This window comes from Pseudomonas sp. c313 (genome assembly GCF_055407145.1).
This window is the reverse complement of record NZ_JBUZRD010000001.1, coordinates 290,102-305,736: the sequence shown is the minus strand read 5'-3', so window position 1 is coordinate 305,736 and position 15,635 is coordinate 290,102. Positions and strand designations below refer to the sequence as shown.

Genomic DNA, 15,635 nt, shown 5'->3' with positions numbered 1-15,635 from the left:
TTGTTTCATATGCAACGCCATCAACCCGCTATCAATCATTTTTTATCCGCCACCGAACGGCTTAAGCTATTTGGCATCTGTTTAATGTCCGTTGCGTTTGGCCGAAGGCATGTCCGAACCGTTATTTCTGATCCAGCACGTGCCAGGAACGGCGCGGGATTGTCCACGACAGGTTGTCTCTATGCACCGCAGGAATTTGCTCAAAGCGTCCATGGCCATCGCGGCTTACACCGGTCTATCGGCCAGCGGCCTCTTGGCTGCACAGGCCTGGGCGGGTAATCGCACCGCTGATGGCGAGGCCCAGGCGTTCGACTTCGACGCACTGAAGATCCAGGCCAAGCAACTGGCCGGCAAGCGCTACCAGGACACCAAGCAGGTGCTGCCGCCGACCCTGGCGACCATGACCCCGCAGAACTTCAATGCCATCGGCTACGACGGCAAGCATTCGTTGTGGAAAGAGGTGAACGGCCAATTGGACGTGCAGTTTTTCCATGTCGGCATGGGCTTCAAGACGCCAGTGCGCATGCATAGCGTCGACCCGAAAACCCGCCAGGCTCGCGAGGTGCATTTTCGACCAGAGCTGTTCAACTACGAAAAAACCACGGTAGATACCAAACAGCTCACAGGTGACCTGGGTTTTTCCGGGTTCAAGCTGTTCAAGGCCCCAGAACTGGATCGGCACGACGTGCTGTCTTTCCTCGGCGCCAGCTATTTCCGCGCGGTGGATGCCACTGGTCAGTACGGTCTCTCTGCCCGCGGCCTGGCAATCGACACCTACGCGAAAAAGCGCGAGGAATTCCCCGATTTCACCCAGTTCTGGTTCGAGACCCCGGACAAGGACAGCACCCGTTTCGTGGTCTACGCCCTGCTGGACTCGCCGAGCGCCACGGGTGCCTACCGTTTCGACATCGACTGCCAGGCCAACCAGGTCGTCATGGCCATCGACGCCCATATCAACGCCCGCACCACCATTGAACAACTGGGCATCGCACCGATGACCAGTATGTTCAGCTGTGGCACCCATGAACGGCGGATGTGCGACACCATCCACCCGCAAATCCACGACTCGGATCGCCTGGCGATGTGGCGCGGCAACGGTGAGTGGATCTGCCGCCCGCTGAACAACCCGGCGACCTTGCAGTTCAACGCCTTCGCCGACAAAGACCCGAAAGGTTTCGGCCTGGTGCAGACCGACCATGAGTTCGCCAGCTATCAGGACACGGTCGACTGGTACAGCAAGCGTCCAAGCCTGTGGGTAGAACCGACAACCTCGTGGGGCGAAGGCTCTATCGACCTGCTGGAAATTCCTACTACCGGTGAAACCATGGACAACATCGTGGCTTTCTGGACTCCGAAAAAACCAGTGGCCGCAGGCGACTCGTTGAACTACGGCTACAAGCTGTACTGGAGCGCGTTACCGCCGGTCAGTACACCTCTGGCGCAGGTCGACGCCACCCGTTCGGGCATGGGTGGTTTCACTGAAGGTTGGGCGCCGGGCGAGCATTACCCGCCCGTCTGGGCACGACGTTTTGCCGTGGACTTCAAAGGGGGCGGCCTCGACCGCTTGCCAGAGGGCACGGGGATCGAGCCGGTAGTCACCTGCTCCCATGGCGAACTGAAGGACTTCAGCGTGCTGGTGCTGGATGCCATCAAGGGCTATCGAATCCTGTTCGACTGGTATCCGACCAGTGACAGTGTGGAGCCCGTGGAACTGCGACTGTTCATCCGCACCAATGACCGGACCTTGAGTGAAACCTGGTTGTACCAGTACTTCCCGCCAGCACCGGACAAGCGCAAATACACGTAACGCACGATCAATCCCGCAGGTCAGACTCATGAATAGGCTGATCCCTGTGCGTCGCACGCTGATACTGCGCCGGCCAGATGGCCTTGCGTCCGCCTAGGTCATCGTCGGCATGTAGCGGCCAGTACGGATCACGCAACAGCTCACGGGCCAGGAAGATGATGTCTGCCTGGCAGGTGCGCAGAATGTGCTCGGCTTGAGCAGGCTCGGTAATCATTCCCACGGTGCCGGTGGCAATACCGGATTCCTTGCGCACGCGCTCGGCGAAGCGGGTCTGGTAACCGGGGCCTATAGGGATTTCCGCATTGGCGGCGGTGCCGCCGGACGATACGTCGATCAGGTCGACGCCCAGGTCTTTCAGGCGCCGGGCCAGCTCCACGGTTTCGTCCGGGTTCCAGCCATCTTCAACCCAGTCAGTGGCCGACACCCGCACAAACAGGGGCAGTTCTTGCGGCCAGACCTCGCGCACCGCCTCGGTGACCTGCAGCACCAGGCGGATGCGATTTTCAAAGGAGCCGCCGTACTGATCCTGGCGCTGATTGCTCAGGGGTGAGAGAAATTGATGCAACAAATAGCCATGGGCGGCATGAATTTCCACCACGCTGAAACCTGCGCTCAAGGCGCGCTTGGCGGCGGCGACAAAATCAGCAATCACGCCCTGGATTTGCTCTTCGTCCAACTGTTTCGGTGCGGTGTGCTGCGGGTCGAAGGCAATCGGTGATGGCCCGATAGGTACCCAGCCGCCGTCTTCGGGCTTGACGCTGCCGTGCTTGCCGATCCACGGCCGATGGGTGCTCGCCTTGCGCCCGGCGTGGGCCAATTGAATCCCCGCCACCGAGCCTTGGGCGCTGATGAAGCGGGTGATACGTTGCAGGGGTTCGATCTGTTCGTCGTTCCAAAGCCCCAGGTCCTGGGCGGTGATCCGACCATCGGCAGTCACGGCAGTGGCTTCGGTAAAAATCAGCCCAGCGCCGCCGACGGCACGGCTGCCGAGGTGCACCAGGTGCCAGTCATTGGCCAGGCCGTCAACGGCGCTGTACTGGCACATTGGCGACACGGCAATGCGGTTGAGTAGGGTCAGTTGGCGTAGGGTATAGGGTTCAAGCAGCAGACTCATGGGGCACCTCTTTTATGCAGTGGGCAGGCTCCAGGGTTCTGTTTGAAAGGTCGACGAAAAACCCGTCCCCGGCGGGCTGAAAAAAGACAAGGTCACAAGACCAATCACACAGTACTTAGAGATTAGTCGACAACGGGGGATTGCACAGGGTTCAGCGCGGCTCGATGTGGGCAATCATCAACTGTACGGTTTCCTGGCCACGAAATTCATTGACGTCCAGCTTGTAGGCCAACTCCACCCAGCGAATGGTCGGGTTTGGCCAAATCTCGCGGTCGATGCCAAAGGCGATGCCGTCCAGTTTCACCGAGCCACATTCACTCTTGAGTACCACTTTGAGGTGCCGCTCGCCCACCACACGCTGTTCCACCAACTGGAACACACCGTGAAACAACGGCTCGGGAAAATGCTGGCCCCACGGCCCGGCGTTGCGCAGGGCGCGGGCCAGTTCCAGGTGGAATTCCTCGACCGCCAGGGTGCCATCAGATAGCAGGCGGCCGGTGAGGTCTTCTTCGCGCAACTGCCGACGTACTTCGGCGTCGAAGGCTTCGGCGAACAGCGGGAAATTGGCTTCAGGCAAGGTCAGGCCGGCCGCCATGGCGTGGCCGCCGTACTTGGCGATCAGGTTCGGGTGCTGGCTAGCCACCACCGCCAGGGCATCGCGAATATGAAAGCCCGGCACCGAGCGCCCCGACCCCTTGAGCAGGCCGTCGCCGGCATCGGCAAAGGCGATGGTCGGGCGGAAGTAACGTTCTTTCATCCGCGACGCCAGAATCCCGATGACGCCCTGATGCCACTCCGGATCGAACAGGCACAGGCCGAACGGCATGGACTCCACCGGCAAGTCCTTGAGTTGGGCCAGCGCTTCGCGCTGCATGCCCTGCTCGATGGACTTGCGGTCTTGGTTCATGCCGTCCAGTTGCGCGGCCATTTCCCGGGCAGCGGCGAAGTCGCTGGTGAGCAGGCATTCGATGCCCAGGCTCATATCATCCAGACGGCCGGCGGCGTTGAGCCTTGGGCCAAGGATAAAACCCAGGTCGGTGGACGTGATGCGCGCGTGATCGCGCTTGGCCACTTCGAGGATCGCCTTGATCCCCGGCCGGGCGCGACCGGCGCGAATGCGTTCCAGGCCTTGATAGACCAGGATGCGGTTGTTGGCGTCCAGGGGTACCACGTCGGCCACGCTGCCCAGGGCCACCAGGTCCAACAGCTCGCCGATGTTCGGCTGGGGTTTGCTCTCGTACCAGCCAAGGCTGCGCAAACGGGCGCGCAAGGCCATCAGCACGTAGAAGATCACGCCAACACCGGCCAGGGCTTTGCTGGGGAACTCACAGCCTGGCTGGTTCGGGTTGACAATAGCATCAGCCGCCGGTAGTTCGTCGCCGGGCAAATGGTGGTCGGTGACGAGCACCTTGAGCCCCGCCGCTTTCGCCGCCGCCACGCCTTCGACGCTGGAGATGCCGTTGTCCACGGTGATCAACAACTGCGGCTCGCGCTGCAGGGCCACGGCGACGATTTCCGGGGTCAGGCCATAGCCGTACTCAAAACGGTTGGGCACCAGGTAGTCGACGTGAGCGGCACCGAGCAAGCGCAGGCCAAGCATGCCCACGGTGCTGGCGGTGGCGCCGTCGGCATCGAAGTCACCGACGATCAGGATCCGCTGGCGCTGCTCCAGGGCGATCACCAGCAAGTCCACTGCGGCATCGATACCCTTGAGCTGCTGATACGGGATCAACCGTGCCAGGCTTTTATCCAGCTCGGCTTCCGACTCCACCCCACGTGCGGCGTAGAGTCGGGTCAACAGCGGTGGCAGTTCACCGAGAAATGGCAGGACGGCGGGCAGCGGGCGAGGTTCGATACGCATGGGGTGACGGGGGCTTCTCTTAAATTCTAGGAGCGAGCTTGCTCGCGATGGTCGTTAACGATGACGCGTGTTGCCTGAATAAACGCGTTGTCCTCAGGTTCATCGCGAGCAAGCTCGCTCCTACAGGAGGCCGCATAAAACCAATGCCTAGCCGCGCTCGCCAACCAGCCATTCAAGCTGGACTTCATGCTGGCCACGGTCATCGGTCACAAAGATCGTACCCTCGCTGATCATCACGTCCCACTTGATCACCCGTGGCATGTCTTTGGCCAAGGTTTCGAGAATCTCCTGGGGCACGGCAGCGATGTGCACGTTTTTCAGGTTTTTCGCCACGGGAATCACCTTGCCTTCCCAGACCCGCAAGCTGCCGTAAGCCAGCAAGCTGGTGCGTTCGGTGCGACGCGAGCACCAGGTCAGGCGGTCGGCATCGGGCTGGCCGACTTCGATCCAGTGCAAAACCCGATCATCCAGGCTTTTTTCCCACAGGGCTGGCTCGTCTACATCTGACAGACCACGACCAAACGACAACTGCTCGTTGTACCAAAAGGCATAGGCCAGCAAACGCACGGTCATGCGCTCTTCGGTTTCCGACGGGTGGCGGGCGATGGTCCGCTTGACGCTCTCGTACACCGAACGATCGAGGTCGGTGAGGTTGAGTTCAAATTTGTAGGTCGTGGACGGCTGGGCCATGAACGGACTTCTAGAGACAGGGAAAGGCGGCAAGTCTAACCGATGGAGGGGGCATTCAACGAATCCTGCGCTATATCATCCTTATCCCTGCACCGCTCGCCTATGTTAAAAGGCATCACAAACACGCCACGCGCCTGAAAGGATCCTCATGTCGTTTACCGCCAAACCGCTTGCCGGCCTGAAAGTCATCGAACTCGGCACTCTGATCGCCGGCCCTTTCGCGTCCCGCATCTGCGCCGAGTTCGGTGCCGAGGTGATCAAGGTCGAATCCCCGGATGGCGGCGACCCTCTGCGCAAATGGCGCAAGCTGTATGAAGGCACGTCCTTGTGGTGGTTCGTCCAGGCGCGCAACAAACAGTCGCTGACCCTGAACCTCAAACACCCGGACGGCCTAGCGATCCTCAAGCAATTGCTGGCAGATGCGGACATTCTGATCGAGAACTTTCGCCCTGGGGTGCTGGAAAAACTCGGCCTTAGCTGGGAAACCTTGCACGCGCTGAACCCTAAACTGGTGATGGTGCGCCTCTCGGGCTTCGGCCAGACCGGGCCGATGAAGAATCAACCGGGATTCGGCGCGGTGGGCGAATCCATGGGTGGCCTGCGCTATATCACTGGTTTCGAGGACCGTGCGCCGGTGCGAACCGGGATTTCCATCGGCGATTCGATTGCCGCCTTGTGGGCGGTGATCGGCGCGCTGATGGCTTTGCGTCATCGCGAGGTCAACGGTGGCCTGGGCCAGGTGGTGGATGTGGCGTTGTATGAAGCCATCTTCGCCATGATGGAAAGCATGATTCCGGAGTTCGACGTGTTCGGTTTTATCCGCGAGCGCACCGGCAATATCATGCCGGGAATTACACCCTCGTCGATCCACACCAGCGCCGACGGCAAGCATGTGCAGATAGGCGCCAATGGCGATGCGATCTTCAAGCGTTTCATGCTGGTCATTGGGCGCGAGGATTTGGCCAATGACCCGCAACTTGCCAGCAACGATGGCCGTGACAGCCGGCGCGACGAGCTGTATGGGGTGATTGATCGCTGGGTCAATTCGTTGCCACTGGAACAAGTGGTAGAGCAGTTGAACCAGGCCGAGGTACCCGCCAGCCGGATCTACAGCGCTGAAGACATGCTCGGCGATCCGCAATTTCTCGCCCGCGAGATGTTCCTCCAGGCGAAGCTGCCAGGGGGCAAGGACTTCAAGATGCCCGGCATCGTGCCCAAACTCTCGGACACCCCCGGCAGCTGCGAGTGGGTCGGCCCGCAGTTGGGAGAGCACAACGCTGTGGTGCTCAACTCACTGGGCTACGACGACGCGGCCATTACCCGTTTGCGTAAAGATGGCGCTATCTGATGCGGTTTTCAGGAGAACACTCAAGATAATGGCCTGTCGCCTCAAGAGACGCTTCCTTCGCCTGTTTTTCATTACTTCGCTGCTCGGGGCGCTGCCGCTATCGAGCCAGGCCGAGGAAACCTTGACGTGGCTGGTGCGCGACCTGCCGCCGATGACCATTTTCGAAGGCCCGCAAAAGGGTCAGGGCACCGTCGACCAATTTCTGCCAATACTCATTGAACACTTGCCGGAATACCGGCACCAGATCCTCCACGTCAACCGTGCCCGAGGCATGCAAATGCTGCTGGCGCCCTCCTTCACCTGCGATCCGTCCTTGCTGTGGACGCCGGCACGAGCAAAGTCGATTGTATTTTCCACCCAAGCGTTCGCGGTGCTAAGCAATGGCGTGGCGATCCGTCGATCCCAACAGGACGCGCTGGCGCCTTTCGTCGTTGACGGCAAGGTCGACCTGGGAAAGCTGTTGGACGCCAGGGACGCGCGCCTTGGGGTAGTCGCCGAGCGCAGCTATGGCCCTTTCATTGATGAGCGATTGCAACACACTGACCCGCACAAACTAGCGCCGCATTACGGCAACGATGCACTGGGAAGCCTGTTGCAAATGCAGCGCCTGGGGCGACTGGAAGCTGTGCTGGGCTACTGGACGGAAATTCGTTATCAGGCCCGGCAACAGGGTATTGATCCCAACGACTTGATCTTCTATCCGATCACCGGCACCGCGCTTTATCAGCGAATCCATATCGGTTGCTCCGACACGGCCCAGGGTCGACAAGCCATTGAACACATCGACCACGTGTTGCAAAGCATTCCCCAGGAGCCACTGCTACAGTCCTACGCCTCATGGCTCGACCCGGTGCTGCGCGAACAATACCTGAAAGACAACCCGCAGTTTTTCGAAGACTCTCCAGGCCAATGACAAATCCCGGGCAAAAAGAAACCCCGAGAAGTGGGGAGACGACTCGGGGTTAAACGTGGCCTATAAAGACCAGTACAACAAGCTACAAGCACCGGAGCACAATGCTTGATCTTGCTGTTACAAAATCTGACTCGCCCTACCGTAGGAAGGTTCCAAATAAAAATAATTCTTCATGCCACCGCGCCGGTACGGGTCAGGGCCGCGTTGCGCAACGCCGCGATAACCGAGGGTTCCAGGCGCCCTTCGGCGATCATCAAGTCGCGGTGCAGACAGTCCACTACGTCCACCAGTGAGCGCTTGTTGGTCAATTGCGCCCGGTCGACTTCACGCTCGACAACAATGGCACCGGCTGGGTTCATCACGGTCACCAGGCATTCGCCCTGCACACCAGAGGTGGTCAGCGTAACCTGATAAGGGCTCAGTGCTTCACCGAGCAATAGGCTGATACTTTCCATCTCGATCACCACTCAATAGTTCGAAAACAATCGTGTAAACGGGAGCTGCATCTACCCTTAGTGACTACTTGTGACGTAGGAAAGTTCGCCTTTTCGTCTTTGGGGCCTGTAGGGGAATAACTTAAAGAGCATGCGCTTGCAACATGACAATGAAAAAACGATCGCTCATAACTGCTTATTTAATAACCTGAAATCAGACGACTCTTGGGCCATTGACGTTATTGGCCAGACCTATAAAGGAGGGAAAGCGGCATTTTTTGAGCATCGCTGCGCACCGCCTTCAGCTCACTCCCCCCGCTAACAGGCTAGAATCCCCGGATTATCCCGGGAGCCCGCCTTGAGAGCGTCTGAAAAGCCATTGCGCATCGTCCTCGCCGATGACCATCCGATTTTCCTCATCGGTTTGCGGGCGGTACTGGAGCACGACGAACGGCTGAGCATCGTCGGTGAAGCCAACTCCCCCCAAGCCCTTACCGAGCTGCTGCAACACTGCCCCTGCGATGTGCTGGTCACCGACTTCATGATGCCCGCCGAGCCCCAGGCAGATGGCTTGCGCCTGATTGAACAGCTACGTCGCCATTACCCGACCCTGCCCATCGTGGTGGTGACCATGCTCAATAACGCCGGGTTATTTCACGCCATCCTGGAACTGGGCGTCATGGGCCTGCTGAGCAAGGCCAGCCTAGCGAATGAGCTGCCTGAAGCGATCAGGCAGGCACAGCACCAACGACCCTATGTGGCACACACCATTCGTCAGGCGCTAAGCCTGGCAGGCCCTGATCGGCTGCATTCCCAGGATCAACTGTCACCCCGTGAACTGGAAGTGATCCGCCTGCTGGCTGCCGGATTGACGGTGGGCGAAATCGCGGCGAACCTCCATCGCAGCAAACAGACCGTCAGTGCGCAAAAAGTCGGAGCCATGCGCAAGCTCGGACTGGCCAGCGATGCAGCGCTGTTCATTTACGTGCAAGAACACGGTCTAACCTAGACCGCAAACCCCGGGTACTGCACGATCCATCTCTTTAGCGCTTGAGCGCACATGGGGGGAGCGATAAAGCAGCCTTGCAACCAGGCAGGTCCCAATTCACACACGGCGTCACGGTCGGCAGCGGTTTCAATACCGGTGACCACCACACCCACGCCCAGATGCCCAGCCATACCCATGGCCCCGGCGACCACCGCAGCTTTGCGTTCATCGCCCGCCATCCCGCAGGCGAAGGCAGGCGGGATTTTCAGTTCAGTGAAGGGCAGCTCCAGCAAGCGCTGCAAACTGGTGCCACCCACGCCGAAGTCACCGATGGACAGCTTGCAGCCGATCATCCGCAAGCGGAGCAAACCGGTGATATGGGCGCTATCGGTCTTTAAACGAGAAGTTTCGACCAGTTCCAGGGTCAGGCTGCTGGCAGGTACGGCGTAGCGTTGCAACAACCCTTGCAGCATCTGGGGAAAGTGCGGATGTTCCAGCATCCGACCCGCAAGGTTGACCGCCACCGGCAGTACCTTGCCCGTATCCCGTAATACCTGAGAGGCAATGCCTAGCGCCTCTTCCAGGATATGCCAGGTAAACGCTTCTTCCAGGCCAGCAAACTCCAGCGCCGGAAGAAACTCCTCGGGCAACAGCAATTCGCCCTCAGGATGCTGCCACCGGGCAAGCGCCTCAACCCCTTGCAACTCTCCCGCCTGACTGACGATAGGCTGAAACCAGGCATTGGCGCAGCGCGCGATGGCAGCCTGACTGACATCCGGCGAGGGTGGCAGCGTCTCTACTTCACTCAAGCCCAGCAACTGACGCACCAGTTCCCAAGACATGACCGGCGGCCCTGGACGCAAGCGCTGCTGGCAAGCCGTCAACAATTGCCCGATCAACTTGGCCGACGCTGGCTTGGGCAAGCACCCCAGCACATTGAGCCCGGCCTGGCGTGCCATGTTCGCGACGCCCTCCAAAACGTCCGGCTCGGCACTGCTCAACAGAATCAGCACTTGAGCCAGCCGACGCTCGGCCAACTCACGGATTAGTTCCAGGCCATCGCCCTGCTCCAGGTACAGATCGCAAATAGCGATGTCCACCGGCCCCTTGCTCTCCAGTGACTGGCGGGCGGCCTCGACACTTTCGGCCGTCAGCACGTTGAACACACCGTTGGCATTGAGCATCTGGTGCAGGGCCATCAGCTGGAACGGGTTATCTTCAAGGATCAGGACGTTAAGGGAGCGCATGAGAAACTCTACCGGGGAGACGCGAGGCTGCCCAGACTAGCCAAAGCCCCGGTAAAACCCCATAGGACGAGTCCTATTTGCCCTCATCCAGATAAGGTTCAAGGTCACTGCGCAACTCAATCAGCGCTTGGCACAGCGTCAGCCAATGCGCCTCGATCTCGTCGCCATGCTGCTCTCGGACACAGGTTTCAAGCGCCACGCAGGCCTTAGCCAGCGGCAACGCATCCACCAGGCAACAAATCCCCTTGAGGCGATGCAGCGAGGCGGTCAATCGCCCCAGGTCTTGATCCGCCAAGCCCGCGGCCATCACTTCCTGTTCATGCTCAAGGCTCTTCGCCAGTTCCTGCAACATCCGCTGCAGGACCGGCCCGTCGGCCTGAGTCATGGTGCGCAGGGTATGGATATCAAAGGAGCGCGAAGGCGCCACGCGGGCGAGCACCCGGGCCCAGTGTTCCAGGGTGATCGGCTTGACCAGCAGCTCGTCCATTCCCGCCTCCTGGCAACGCTGCTGCTCGTCATCCAGGGCATTGGCCGTGCAGCCCACCAGCGCGCTGCGCGGTCTTTGCTCCTGCGCTTCAATCCGGCGGATGGCTTCGCTCAAGGCATAGCCGGACATGCCCGGCATGTTGCAATCGGTCACCAGCACGTCAAACACCTCGTGGCGCCAACGCTGCAAGGCCGCCTCGGCCGAATCAAGGGCCACCACCTGATGGCCGAGAAACTGCAACTGCTGAGCCAGCACCAGACGGTTAGCCGGCAGGTCATCCACGATCAACACCGACAGGCTGCGGCCGGCAGCCGGCAACGGCACAACAGGCGCCGCCGGCACATCGTCACTGCTGACCCGGTCCAGGTACAGGTCGATGCACACCACTGTGCCCTCCCCCACGACACTTTTCAGGGTGATAGTGCCGCCCATCAACTCCACCAGTTGCTGGCAGATGCTCAAGCCCAGGCCCGTCCCGCCGTGTTCGGCCGCCGTCAGCGCGCTAACCTGGATAAACGGCTTGAACACCCGTGCCTGTTGCTCGATACCGATACCCGGCCCGCTGTCCTCGACACACAAGTGCAGGTAATGGCCACCTACCTTGTCCAGCTTGCAGGCGACACTGACGCGAACCTCTCCGCGCTCGGTAAACTTGAGCGCATTGCCCAACAGGTTATGCATCACCTGGCGCAGGCGCAGCGGGTCGAACCAGTAATACCCTTGCGCCGCCGGATCAAAGGCCAGGGTCAAGTGCAGGTTCTTTTTCTGGGCCATGGCTTCAAACAGCCGCTGAATACCTACGAAAAAGCCCTTCAGGTCGGTGGTTTGCGGCGCCAGCTGTAAATGACCCGCTTCGATCTTGGCCAGATCCAGGCTGTCGCCCATCAGCGCGATCAGCTCCCGCGCCGAGCGATGGGCCACACGCAGCGCTTCGGACACGGGTTTGCCTTCGGCCAAGGCTCGCTCCTGTTCCAATTCAAGCAAACCGATGATGGCGGTCATTGGTGTGCGAATCTCGTGGCTCAGGGTCGAGAGGAAAGCACTTTTCGCATAGTTCGCCTCGTCGGCGGCCTGGCGTGCGTCCATCAACTGGTTTTCCAGGACCTTGCGCTCGTTGATGTCGATCCAGCCACCGAGCAAGCCCTGCAATTGGCCCTGAGCGTCAAAAAACGGCACCGTCCATTGATAGACGTGAAAGGTCCCACCGTTGAATTCCAGTTGCCGATCGACAAACAGCGACTGTTGCGTCGCCAGTTGCTCCATGTGACCGGCGTGCAGGCGCGCAGCTGTCGCCTCGGGCATCAGGCCGCTTTCCATCAGCGTCAGGCCTTGAATCTGTTCACGCCGGGTGGCCAACTGCTGCTCATAGCTGGTGTTACAAGTCACCAAGCGGCCAGCCAGATCACGCACAAACACCGGGTTGGGCATGCCATCGAGCAGAGCGCTCTTGAAGGCCAACTGATCGTTGAGCCGATGCTCAGCCTCCAGCCGCTGGCGGATCTGGCGCTTGAGCCGGCTGTTCCAGGCCAGGGACACCAGCACAAACAGGATCGCCATGGCGACCGTCCAATAAGCCCAAGGCGGCACACGCTGCCAGGCCGGCACGGGGATCGGCACAGTGCCCAGCCAGCGCAGGCGCAAAGCGCTCAACTCGGCCACGGGTAGCACTTCCAGCGCCTTGTTCAAAATGCTCAGCAGCTCGGGTTGGTCCTTGCGCACCGACAGGCTGTTAACCGACCACTTGCCCTCGACACTGCGACCGACGCGCAACTCATCGGCCGGGTAACTCTGCACCTCCACTTCGCTCTGTATGGTCGCCGCCGCATTACCCCGGATCACCAGCTCACGGGCCTGGGCATAGTTACCCACCGACCGCAGCTCAATCTCGGGATGCTCACGGCGAATGTAACTTTCCAGAACATGGCGTGCCGGCAGCGCCAGCACCTTGCCGGAAAGCTCGCTCAAACCGGTCAGTGGTGGTGCGTCGACGCGCTGGATAAACACCCATCCGGAGCCACCAAAACCATGACTGAAATTGAGAAATGCCTTGCGCTCCTGATTCTCGACCAAGGTGGTGTTCATATCCGCCCTGCCCGTCTCCAGCAACGCCAGGGTTTGCGTGGTAGAAAACACTTCCTCCAGGACGAACTGCACGCCGGTCATACGAGAAATCCGGTTGAGCAGATCGACATTCAGGCCCACCCACTGGCCCTCCTTGTCCTTGAATACATACGGCGACAGTTGCTGGGACGCCACCACCACATGAGGATGCCGAAGCACCCACGCCCGCTCCGAGGCCGACAAGGCTATACGTTCCGCCGCAAGGCCGACGCCCAGGCCGGTGGTCCAGCGCGCCAGGATTTCCCGCTGCACCGACTCATCGATACTCGACAGCGCCCGGTCCATCATCGTCCCCAATAGCGGGTCGACCTCACGCGTGGCAAAGGCAAAGCCAATGGGCGCGAGCCTGCTCTCCACCTTGATCTGCAAGCCCAGGTAGGGGCGCAGCGACTTGTAGGCCCGCACGATCACTTCGTTGCCGATAAACGCATCGGCATCGCCTTGCTTGAGCGCTTCAAGGCCACTGTAGAGGTTGGGCGCCAACATGATATGACTGTCGGGATACGCCCTATGGACGTTATTGACGTTGGCGTAGCCGTCGAGCAACACCACCTTCTTGTCCTTGAGGTCGTCGTTCTGGGTAGTGTCGTCCCGGCGCACGACCACCACCGAGCGATCCGGCATGTAGTCACGGGTAAATCGCAGCCCGGGCACGTCGCGCTCGTAGCCGTTGGCGCTGGTGAGAATATCGATAGCTCCGGTACGTAAGGCCTCTACCGCCTGTTCTCGTTCGGCGAAGCCCAGTACTTGCATCGGCGCATCGAGACGCGCACCGATCAGGCTCAGGTAATCGGCACTGATGCCCTGGTAGCGATTGTGGTCGCGGGTGATATCAATCGGCTGGTAGTCATCAATGGAAATGCCCACCTTCAATGTCCGATGGGCCGCCATCCATTGCTGCTCGGCGGGGGTCAGGGACAAAGGCTCCAGCGGGATAAACGCCGGCACCAGCTTGAAGGGCAGACTGACAGCGGCCAGGCTTGCAGGCCCATGGCCGAGCAACAGCACACACACCAGCCATACGTACCCTCGGGTCGATAAACACACCGTGTTGGTTCCTTGATTGTTCTTGTCAGTCGCCTGCGCAAGTATGGCTCGCCACAATGAAAAAGCCCGTCACGAAGACGGGCTTGATCAACCACGTAAAGCCTTGGGATCAGAGCGGCTTGCCACGATTACCATGCTGACTGACAAACGCCTGCACTGCTTTCAGGTCATTAGCCAATACCGTGCAACGCTCCTCACGCTCGAACAGGTCCGCCAGGTGTGGCGGAAGTTCCAGCGCCTTGCCGATACCAGCCTTTTCCACCGCTTCCGGAAACTTGACCGGGTGGGCGGTGCCGAGGATCACCATCGGAATGTCCAGGCTGCGACGGCATTCCCGCGCGGCCTTGACGCCGATGGCGGTGTGCGGGTCCAGCAACTCGCCGGTCTGGGCGTAGACTTCGGCGATGGTTTCGCAGGTCTGGGCGTCATCCACGGCCAGGGAGTCGAATAGTTTGCGGGTTTCGGTCCAGCGCTCTTGCTCAACGCTGAAGCCGCCACCTTGCTTGAAGCTGTCCATCAGGCCAGCCAGGGCCGCACCATTACGACCGTGCATGTCAAACAGCAGGCGTTCGAAGTTGGACGAAACCATGATGTCCATCGACGGCGACAGTGTGGCGTGCAGGGTTTCCTTGACGTACTGGTTGCCGCTCATGAAGCGGTGCAGGATGTCGTTGCGATTGGTGGCGACGATCAGTTGGTTGATCGGCAGGCCCATGTTGCGCGCCAGGTAGCCGGCAAAGATGTCGCCGAAGTTGCCGGTCGGCACCGAGAACGACACCGAACGCGCCGGGCCGCCCAGCTGCAGGGCTGCATGGAAGTAGTAGACGATCTGGGCCATGATCCGCGCCCAGTTGATCGAGTTCACCGCCACCAGGCGCGTGCCCTTGAGGAAGCTCTGGTCAGCAAAGCTGGCCTTGACCATTTCCTGGCAGTCATCGAAGTTGCCTTCGATGGCGATGTTATGGATGTTGTCGCCGAAGAGCGTGGTCATCTGCCGGCGCTGCACTTCCGATACACGGTTGTGCGGATGCAGGATGAAGATGTCGACGTTTTCGCAGTGTTTGCAACCTTCGATGGCCGCCGAGCCGGTATCACCGGAGGTAGCACCAATGATCACCACGCGCTCGCCGCGCTTTTCCAGCACGTAGTCGAGCAGGCGACCCAGCAATTGCAGGGCGAAATCCTTGAACGCCAGGGTCGGGCCGTGGAACAACTCCAGGACCCATTCGTTACCATTCAGCTGACGCAATGGGGCGATGGCGCTGTGGGAAAACACGCCATACGTCTCTTCCAGAATCTTCTTGAAATCGGCATCCGGAATACTGCCGGTGACGAACGGGCGCATGACCCGAAACGCCAGCTCGTGGTACGGCAGGCCGGCCCAGGAGGCGATTTCTTCCTGGGTGAAGCGTGGCAGGTTTTCCGGCACGTACAGGCCGCCGTCAGTAGCCAAACCGGCCAGCAGGACGTCTTCAAAATTCAGGGCCGGTGCCTGGCCGCGGGTGCTGATGTAGCGCATAAAAGCAAACCTTCGGTTTGGGCTTCAAGCCTCAAGCTGCAAGCTACAAGTTAGAGCGA

11 protein-coding genes are annotated in these 15,635 nt (G+C 60.1%); 4 read left to right on the top strand and 7 right to left on the bottom strand.

Translation table 11 applies throughout. The annotated features are described in order from the left end of the window. Positions 1-181 precede the first annotated feature (181 nt). On the top strand, positions 182-1,807 hold the full coding sequence (locus ACZRKZ_RS01480; RefSeq protein WP_463980507.1) for a glucan biosynthesis protein D: 1,626 nt from the start codon (positions 182-184) through the stop codon (positions 1,805-1,807). A gap of 7 nt (positions 1,808-1,814) precedes the next feature. Here the strand turns inward: ACZRKZ_RS01480 and ACZRKZ_RS01475 are convergent, their stop codons facing one another. The 3 genes from ACZRKZ_RS01475 to ACZRKZ_RS01465 form a co-directional block, all read right to left on the bottom strand. Continuing rightward, positions 1,815-2,921, bottom strand: a complete 1,107-nt coding sequence (locus tag ACZRKZ_RS01475) for an NADH:flavin oxidoreductase/NADH oxidase (protein ID WP_463980506.1) — start codon at positions 2,919-2,921, stop codon at positions 1,815-1,817. A 151-nt stretch (positions 2,922-3,072) separates the two neighbouring features. After that, a complete protein-coding gene (gene recJ, locus ACZRKZ_RS01470) occupies positions 3,073-4,782 on the bottom strand; it encodes a single-stranded-DNA-specific exonuclease RecJ (protein WP_463980505.1) in 1,710 nt (569 codons plus the stop codon). A 147-nt stretch (positions 4,783-4,929) separates the two neighbouring features. Further along, positions 4,930-5,472 carry a YaeQ family protein gene (locus ACZRKZ_RS01465; RefSeq protein ID WP_463968164.1) on the bottom strand — a complete coding sequence of 181 codons (543 nt, stop codon included), beginning with the start codon at positions 5,470-5,472 and terminating at the stop codon, positions 4,930-4,932. 148 nt (positions 5,473-5,620) lie between these two features. Between ACZRKZ_RS01465 and ACZRKZ_RS01460 the strand changes: the two genes are divergently transcribed. Both ACZRKZ_RS01460 and ACZRKZ_RS01455 read left to right on the top strand, forming a co-directional pair. Then, complete coding sequence (locus ACZRKZ_RS01460; protein ID WP_463980504.1) at positions 5,621-6,820, top strand: CaiB/BaiF CoA transferase family protein; 1,200 nt, start codon at positions 5,621-5,623, stop codon at positions 6,818-6,820. A gap of 28 nt (positions 6,821-6,848) precedes the next feature. Then, positions 6,849-7,733 (top strand): TIGR02285 family protein, encoded by an 885-nt coding sequence (locus tag ACZRKZ_RS01455; RefSeq protein ID WP_463980503.1) that lies wholly within the window; start codon positions 6,849-6,851, stop codon positions 7,731-7,733. Between the two features lie 170 nt (positions 7,734-7,903). Here ACZRKZ_RS01455 and ACZRKZ_RS01450 read toward each other — a convergent pair whose 3' ends face one another. Further along, positions 7,904-8,188 (bottom strand): DUF3509 domain-containing protein, encoded by a 285-nt coding sequence (locus ACZRKZ_RS01450; RefSeq protein ID WP_463980502.1) that lies wholly within the window; start codon positions 8,186-8,188, stop codon positions 7,904-7,906. A 358-nt stretch (positions 8,189-8,546) separates the two neighbouring features. Between ACZRKZ_RS01450 and ACZRKZ_RS01445 the strand changes: the two genes are divergently transcribed. After that, positions 8,547-9,176: a response regulator gene (locus ACZRKZ_RS01445; RefSeq protein WP_463980867.1), complete on the top strand. Its 630-nt coding sequence runs from the start codon at positions 8,547-8,549 to the stop codon at positions 9,174-9,176. Here the strand turns inward: ACZRKZ_RS01445 and ACZRKZ_RS01440 are convergent. From ACZRKZ_RS01440 to thrC, 3 genes are all read right to left on the bottom strand, one after another. Next, the gene (locus ACZRKZ_RS01440; protein WP_463980501.1) at positions 9,173-10,402 is read right to left on the bottom strand and encodes an EAL domain-containing response regulator; all 1,230 of its coding nucleotides are present in this window, start codon (positions 10,400-10,402) and stop codon (positions 9,173-9,175) included. The genes ACZRKZ_RS01445 and ACZRKZ_RS01440 overlap by 4 nt on opposite strands. Positions 10,403-10,475: 73 nt before the next feature. Beyond that, positions 10,476-14,057, bottom strand: coding sequence for a transporter substrate-binding domain-containing protein (locus ACZRKZ_RS01435; RefSeq protein WP_463980500.1), 3,582 nt, complete (start codon positions 14,055-14,057; stop codon positions 10,476-10,478). 109 nt (positions 14,058-14,166) lie between these two features. Next, complete coding sequence (gene thrC, locus ACZRKZ_RS01430) at positions 14,167-15,576, bottom strand: threonine synthase (protein WP_350613672.1); 1,410 nt, start codon at positions 15,574-15,576, stop codon at positions 14,167-14,169. Positions 15,577-15,635 lie beyond the last annotated feature (59 nt).

What these genes read in the sequence shown, in the direction of transcription:
- ACZRKZ_RS01480 (WP_463980507.1), top strand. Translation starts at nt 182, where the DNA reads ATGCACCGCAGGAATTTGCTCAAAGCGTCCATGGCCATCGCGGCTTAC.
- ACZRKZ_RS01475 (WP_463980506.1), bottom strand. Translation starts at nt 2,921, where the DNA reads ATGAGTCTGCTGCTTGAACCCTATACCCTACGCCAACTGACCCTACTC.
- recJ (WP_463980505.1), bottom strand. Translation starts at nt 4,782, where the DNA reads ATGCGTATCGAACCTCGCCCGCTGCCCGCCGTCCTGCCATTTCTCGGT.
- ACZRKZ_RS01465 (WP_463968164.1), bottom strand. Translation starts at nt 5,472, where the DNA reads ATGGCCCAGCCGTCCACGACCTACAAATTTGAACTCAACCTCACCGAC.
- ACZRKZ_RS01460 (WP_463980504.1), top strand. Translation starts at nt 5,621, where the DNA reads ATGTCGTTTACCGCCAAACCGCTTGCCGGCCTGAAAGTCATCGAACTC.
- ACZRKZ_RS01455 (WP_463980503.1), top strand. Translation starts at nt 6,849, where the DNA reads ATGGCCTGTCGCCTCAAGAGACGCTTCCTTCGCCTGTTTTTCATTACT.
- ACZRKZ_RS01450 (WP_463980502.1), bottom strand. Translation starts at nt 8,188, where the DNA reads ATGGAAAGTATCAGCCTATTGCTCGGTGAAGCACTGAGCCCTTATCAG.
- ACZRKZ_RS01440 (WP_463980501.1), bottom strand. Translation starts at nt 10,402, where the DNA reads ATGCGCTCCCTTAACGTCCTGATCCTTGAAGATAACCCGTTCCAGCTG.
- thrC (WP_350613672.1), bottom strand. Translation starts at nt 15,576, where the DNA reads ATGCGCTACATCAGCACCCGCGGCCAGGCACCGGCCCTGAATTTTGAA.